At 64.2% G+C, this 6,293-nt stretch carries 6 protein-coding genes; 2 read left to right on the top strand and 4 right to left on the bottom strand.

Translation table 11 applies throughout. The features are described from left to right. Both EOA36_RS23640 and EOA36_RS23635 read right to left on the bottom strand, forming a co-directional pair. A partial coding sequence (locus EOA36_RS23640; protein WP_145969272.1) for a glycosyltransferase family 2 protein occupies positions 1–718 on the bottom strand: 718 nt, incomplete at its 3' end. Positions 719–733: 15 nt separating this feature from the next. After that, positions 734–1,906, bottom strand: coding sequence for a glycosyl transferase family 1 (locus tag EOA36_RS23635; protein ID WP_127279648.1), 1,173 nt, complete (start codon positions 1,904–1,906; stop codon positions 734–736). 184 nt (positions 1,907–2,090) lie between these two features. Between EOA36_RS23635 and EOA36_RS23630 the strand changes: the two genes are divergently transcribed. Together EOA36_RS23630 and EOA36_RS23625 are read left to right on the top strand one after the other, a co-directional pair. Beyond that, a complete protein-coding gene (locus EOA36_RS23630; RefSeq protein ID WP_127279647.1) occupies positions 2,091–3,587 on the top strand; it encodes a lipopolysaccharide biosynthesis protein in 1,497 nt (498 codons plus the stop codon). 53 nt (positions 3,588–3,640) lie between these two features. Continuing rightward, positions 3,641–4,663, top strand: a complete 1,023-nt coding sequence (locus EOA36_RS23625) for a phosphoribosyltransferase family protein (protein ID WP_127279646.1) — start codon at positions 3,641–3,643, stop codon at positions 4,661–4,663. 26 nt (positions 4,664–4,689) lie between these two features. On the opposite strand, the gene EOA36_RS23620 is transcribed toward EOA36_RS23625, so the two are convergent. Together EOA36_RS23620 and EOA36_RS23615 are read right to left on the bottom strand one after the other, a co-directional pair. Continuing rightward, entirely contained in the window at positions 4,690–5,769 is a 1,080-nt protein-coding gene (locus EOA36_RS23620; protein WP_127279645.1) for a glycosyltransferase, read from the bottom strand. 66 nt (positions 5,770–5,835) lie between these two features. Further along, positions 5,836–6,285 carry a hypothetical protein gene (locus EOA36_RS23615; RefSeq protein WP_127279649.1) on the bottom strand — a complete coding sequence of 150 codons (450 nt, stop codon included), beginning with the start codon at positions 6,283–6,285 and terminating at the stop codon, positions 5,836–5,838. Positions 6,286–6,293: the final 8 nt, after the last annotated feature.

Genomic DNA, 6,293 nt, shown 5'->3' with positions numbered 1-6,293 from the left:
GTTTCAGCACGTTCTTGGCCCGACCGCGGCCATAGCCGAGATACTGGAAATAGAGGCCGCGCAGCGAGGTGCGCGGATAATAGACCATCTGCGTCCTGCCGCTCATCCAGATCCTGTAGCCGGCCTGCCTCAGCCGATAGTCGAGTTCCGCATCCTCGTTGTGGCTGAACGTCTCGTCATAGCCACCGACGGCCTGGAAGGCCGATATCCGCATCAGCGCGTGATGGCCGTGGTCGACCCATTCTCCGGCGGAGAGGTGGCGGTGCTTCGAGCCACCGGTGCCGAGCTTGGAATTCTGCGCCGCCGCCGCCGCTTTCTGCACGGTGCCGCTGCCGCTGGTCAGCATCGAAACCACGACCGAATCGGCACCGGTGGCCTGCGCCTCCTCGACCAGCCGGTCGCAATAGTCTTCCGGATAGCCGCCATGGGCATCGATGCGGATCAGATAGTGCGCGCCCTCGCCAAATCTGGCCACCGCCAGGTTGATCGCGGCGCTCTGGATGCGCTTTTCATTGTGAAGCAGCACGATGCGCGGATCGTTCTTCTGGCGCTCGCCGACAATGGCGAGCGTGCCGTCGGTGCTGCCGCCATCGGCAACGACGATCCGCGCGCCAAGCCGTTCCGCCGCCGGGCAGAGCTGGTCGAGCAGCGCACCGATATGTGTTGCCTCGTTGAGACATGGGATCACGATCAGGCTGGGGGCAAGCGCTTGCGTCATCGGGCGATGTCCATCCTATGCCAAGGCTTCGGCTGCGAGGGGCTCGCGCATGGTGGTCAGGCGGCGCAGTTTTTCGACCAGGGCGCTGCAGTCGCCGCGATCGTAGCTCCACATCCTCGGATTGTGGGCCAGCACGCGCATCTTCAGCCTGCCGAAACGGTGCTGCTCCATCCCGCCAAGCGCGGTTTCCAACGCCTCGGGCGTGGCCTGCGGCAACAAAACGCCGATATCGCGCTGCCGCAGGAACCGTCCGGTCTCGGTGTTGTCCATCGAGATCGGCACCGCGCCGAAGCGGCAGCCTTCATAAAGGCGGTTGGGCAGCAGCCATTCGGAGTTCTGTCCCTCCTCGAAGAAATCGATCGCCCAGGAGAAATGGACGTCCTGATAGATCGCCGCCATGTCCTCCGGATTGCGATACGGCCCGCCAAACGACAGGTAAGGTTCGGCCTCAACGAAGGCATGGAAATCCGGGAATTCGGAAAGTGCCGGACGGCCGCGCAGCACGATCTCGAACCGGCCCTCCATGCGGCGCGTGAACCCGGCAAGCAGTTCGAGCGAGCGGCGGCAGCGCAGCGCCCCGAACCAGCCGATCCGCCATGGCGGGGCTACGGGTCCTTCGACCGCCTCAGGCTCGCCAGGCAGAACAGCCGCTGCCTCGAAATATTTGTTCTCGACCAGTTCCACCGGTGCCGCGACCTGGCGGAAGGGCCTGAAATAATTGGCGATGAAGGCGGGCGAACTGGTCACCAGCAGCTTCACGTCGCGCGCCAGATGGCGCTCGGTGGCGCGCAGCGCCTTGCCCAGAGCATCATCGCGGAGCACCAGGCGGTGAATGTCGAGGCATTCATAGACGATCGGGACCGCGGCGCCGAAAGCCGACCTTGCCCGGCGCGCCAGCGCCAGCATTTCCAGATTGCGCGCGATGATGAGATCCGGCTTCGGCATGCGCTTGAGCTTCGAACCTATCGATACCGCTGCTTTCGCCACCGCCGTCAGGCGCTGCGCGAATCGGCCATCACGCGTCGCGCCAAGGTCGATGGGCCGCAATCCTTCGATATCGGCGACAGGGGCGGCGGTACGGCGGAAGCCCGCCAGGGTGACCCGGGCGCCACCTGTCCGGAGCATCGTGATCCGTCGGCGAACCGCCGGGTCGGAAATATCGTGCACCAGGTACAAGACATGCAGCATGAAAACTCGACCGCTGTTTGACCCACCCAGGGAAAGCCTAGTACAGCTCTTGCTGCATCGCAACATTTTTGGCACGGCGATCCACGTTTTCTGTTGCACTGCAAAATTATTGCCGTAGTTTGTGGTCGGCGGCGGTTGTGGATTTCGGGCCCCGGAATCCGCGCAAAGATCAGGAATCCTGAATTTGGAAGCCAATCCATTCGATCCGCCGGAAGGCTCTCTGCGCAAATCGGTCGGCCGCGGCGCCGTCGTGACCGCCATGGCGCAGTCGGTGCGGGTCGCCACGCAGATCATATCCGTCATCGTGCTGTCGCGGCTCTTGTCGCCGCAGGATTTCGGTGTCGTGGCCATGTGTGCGCCGGTGCTCGCCTTCATCGCCCTGTTCCAGGATTTCGGCCTGACCCAGGCGACGATCCAGAAGACAGGCATCCGGCACGAGGAGGTGAACTACCTCTTCTGGATCAACGTCGCCGTCAGCGCCATCCTGGCCTGCGTGCTCGCGGGCGCGGCACCCCTGGTCGCTGCCTTTTACGGCGAGCCGCGTGTCGCTGGCCTGGTGGCGGCATTGGGGCTGCAGATCCTGGCTTACGGCCTGGGCGCACAGCATCTGGCGCTGCTGACGCGCCGCATGCAGTTCGGCCGCCTGGCGATCATCGACGTCGCCGGGGCCGTGGCGGGTCTGGCGGTATCGATTGCCTGGACCTTCATCGACCGCTCCTACTGGGCGCTGTTTGCCGGCACGCTGACCGGGGCGGTGCTTCCGACGCTCTGTTACTGGGCAAGCTCGCGCTGGCGCCCGGGCATGCCGCGCAAGGTCGCGGGCATCAGCGAGCTGATCAATTTCGGCGCCGGCATCACCGGTTTCAATTTCGCCAATTTCTTTGCCCGCAATCTCGACAACGTGCTGATCGGCAAATACTGGGGCGAGGCCCAGCTCGGCCTTTACGACCGTGCCTACAAGCTGCTCCTGTTCCCGCTCAGCCAGATCACCAATCCGCTGTCGAAGGTGATGGTGCCGGCGCTGTCGCGGCTGAAGGACGAGCCGGACCGCTATCGCAGCGCCTATCTGCGCGTCATGCCGCTGATCCTTTTGGTAGCGCTGCCCGGCGTCGCTTTCGCCACCGCCATGTCCGATGTGCTGATTCCCTTCGTGCTCGGCGAGCAGTGGCGCGCCAGCGCCTCGATCTTCCTGGCGCTCGGCTTTGCCGGCCTGCTGCAGCCGCTCAACAATCCGGCGGGCTGGCTTTTCGTCAGCCAGGGCCGCTCCGGAGACTTCATGCGCTGGGGCATCATCACGGCGGTGACCTCGGTGCTTGCCTTCGCGCTCGGCCTACCCTACGGCGCGCTCGGCGTGGCGGTCGCCCATGCGGTTAGCGAGTATCTGCGCACGCCCTTCCTGTGGCTCTATGTCGGCAGGAGCGGACCGCTGCAAGCCGGCCATGTGCTGCGCGCGGCAACGCCGTTCGTGCTTGGCGCGCATCTGGCGCTGGGCGCGGTCTGGCTGGTCAAGCCGATGCTGCCGCAGCAGCATGTCGTTGCCCTGGCCAGCGGCGCCATCCTGGCCTACGCGATCACCATCGTCGTCGCGCTGGCATTCGCGGCCGGACGCGAAGCCTTGCGGGAGGCCTTGAAGATGCTGCCTGCAAGAACGCCGGCGGCGACGCCGCGTGAGGCGCAATAATTTCGGCGCCTTTGTCGTCTAACCCTATCCCACCCGAGCATCAGGCCTGATCCATGCACTACCGATCGATCTCCGACATGAACGACGCGATTGTGAGTAACCTTCACCGGCTGCCGCGCGACATCGACCTGGTGGTCGGCGTCCCCAGAAGCGGCGTGCTGGCCGCGACGCTGGTCAGCCTTGCGGCGAACATTCCGATGACCGACCTGGATAGCTTCCTGGAAGGCCGGGTCTACACGTCAGGCATCACCAAGCGCAGGGCCGCACTCGACCGCAAAGTCTCGGAAATGCGCAAGGTGCTGGTGATCGACGACAGCGTTTCCGGCGGCAATGCCATGCGCGACGCCCGTGCCCGCATCAAGGGCGCCGGCATCGAGGCCGACTACACCTTTGCCGCCGTCTTCGGTCTGGAGCCCGAGCATCAGGAGACCGATCTGGTGTTCGAGGTCGTTCCGCATCCGCGCATGTTCCAGTGGAACTTCATGCATCACAAATTCCTGGCGCAATGCTGCGTCGACATAGACGGGGTGCTGTGTCTCGATCCGACCGAGGCCGAGAACGACGACGGGCCGGCCTATGAAAAATTCCTGAGCGAGGCGCGGCCGCTTCATGCCGTGACCCAAAAGATCGGCTGGTTGGTCACCAGCCGGCTCGAGAAATACCGTGCGTTGACCGAGGCGTGGTTGGCCAAGCACGAGATCCAGTACGACAAGCTCATCATGCTCGATCTGCCGAGCAAGGCGGAGCGCCAGCGGCTTGGCGCGCATGGCAGTTTCAAGGCCGATTTCTATCGCAAATCCGATGCCATCCTGTTCATCGAAAGCGAGCATGCCCAGGCGCTGAGGATCACGGAACTGTCGGGCAAACCGGTCCTGTGTGTCGAAACGCACATGGTCAGTTTTCCCGATGCGCTGTCGCTTCCGGCCCTGGGCCAAGCCGCGCGGAACCTGCCGGCAAGGCTGCGCCAGGTCAACTCGCAAGAGGGCCGCAAGAGCGCCGCCAAGACCATCGCCCGCGCCCTGCTTGGCGCGCGCGGCTATGAAACGCTGAAGAACCGGGTCAAGCGCCCAGCCTGACGCGGCGCGATCGGGTCGCTGTTTGACTAAGCGGCCTGGCGCGCGCTCTGCTGTGCCGCCCTGTCCAATATCGAGAAGAAGGTGACGAACTGACGGTCGGGGTCGAGCTCCGGCCGCCCGGCGAAGCTGCGCGCGAGGGCCGAGACCCGCTCATATTCCTTGTTGTCATTCCACAAAAGCCTGACGGCGGCGACCCAGTCGGCGAGCGGAGCATCATAGTCGAGCACCGCGCCGCCAGGGCCGATCGCTTCGGGCAGGCCGCCGCGGCGGGAGCCGACGACGGGAATGCCGCTGCAATGGGCCTCCGAGGCCACCCGCCCCCAGGCCTCTTCCCATTTGCTGGGCGCCAGCAGGATCCGGGTGCGGCCATAGACCGTCTTCATGTCGCTGGTGCGGCCTTCCAGCGTGACATTGCCGAGCGGCGCGATCGTCTGCTCGATGCGTGCCCGGTGATCGTCCGCCAGTTTCCAGCTTTCGACGAACAGGAAAGGGATTTCGGGGCACGCGCCGGCGATGCGCACCGCAAGCTCGAAGCCCTTTTCCTCATATGGGTTGATCAGGGTGACGAACTGGCCCGACGTCGGCGTGCTGTAGTGCGTCGGATTGATGGTCGGCGGGATTACGGTTGTCTCGATGCCGAACTCCCTGGCGTAGGTGCGCGCGGTGAACTCGGAATTGGCGATATAGAGCGCCGAGCCCAATTCGCGCAGGTCGCCTCCCAGTTCGTGAAACTCGACATTGCGGAGATAGACGACCAGCGGCACGCCCTTGGCCTGCAACGCCTTGCCGAGCGGAACCGATTTGTGACACTGGACCACCGCGACATCCGGCTTCACCCTGTTGACGGCGAAGGCCGCCGCCTCCCAGGGGAACCATGCCCGGATCACCGGGTAGCCGGGAAAACTGTCGACGACCGCGGGCTGGCGCAACAGCTTCATCTTTGCACGCGCCTTGAAGCCGAAGACACCATCGCCAAACAGGGCGGCGAGCACCGCGGCCTCATGCCCATGCTCGATCAACTGCTCTGCCAGATGGTGAGTGCTCGACTGGACGCCGCCGCTGAACTCCGGTGGGTAGCCATTGCCGCCTGCAAAGAGAACTTTCATGATCCCGGCTCCTCGTCTATCCATTTCAATGCCTCGGCCCGATGAAGGCCCGCGTCCAAGGCCGCTTCAGGCAGTCTTTGGCGGATCAAGCGTCGCGAACGGATTTGTGCATGACTGCCATCCGGTGAACCGGATGGGATCATTGGGCGAACCGCGCCAGGCGTAGTCCGTCAGCATGTGGAATTCGGCAACAACCCAGCGGTCGAAATGCCCGAGGTCGCGCTGCTTCTGTTTTGGCAACAACTGGCGTGCCTGACCGAGCTTCGCCTTCTCGAGCAAGGTGACGGCATCGCTCAGTTTTTCGCTGGGAAACATTCCCGGATTGCGGTTGCGGAACTCGAGCACGAACTGCTGCAGGTGCTCGATGCGCATGTTCAGCCTGCCGAGGTATCTTTCGAGCGTGACGCGAACCAGGTCCTCGTCCGAGAACGAGGACACGGCCGCGTAGGCCACGCCCGTCGATGCAACTCCGCCTGCCATGATGGCCAGTGCCGAACGCCGCGTGATTTCGATCATCGCATACC

Origin of the sequence: Mesorhizobium sp. M8A.F.Ca.ET.021.01.1.1 (genome assembly GCF_003998025.1) — a bacterium.
Taxonomy (GTDB): Bacteria; Pseudomonadota; Alphaproteobacteria; order Rhizobiales; family Rhizobiaceae; genus Mesorhizobium.
Note: the sequence above shows the minus strand (reverse complement) of the source record. Positions and strands in the feature narration are given on the sequence as shown.

What these genes read in the sequence shown, in the direction of transcription:
- EOA36_RS23615 (WP_127279649.1), bottom strand. Translation starts at nt 6,285, where the DNA reads ATGATCGAAATCACGCGGCGTTCGGCACTGGCCATCATGGCAGGCGGA.
- EOA36_RS23620 (WP_127279645.1), bottom strand. Translation starts at nt 5,769, where the DNA reads ATGAAAGTTCTCTTTGCAGGCGGCAATGGCTACCCACCGGAGTTCAGC.
- EOA36_RS23635 (WP_127279648.1), bottom strand. Translation starts at nt 1,906, where the DNA reads ATGCTGCATGTCTTGTACCTGGTGCACGATATTTCCGACCCGGCGGTT.
- EOA36_RS23625 (WP_127279646.1), top strand. Translation starts at nt 3,641, where the DNA reads ATGCACTACCGATCGATCTCCGACATGAACGACGCGATTGTGAGTAAC.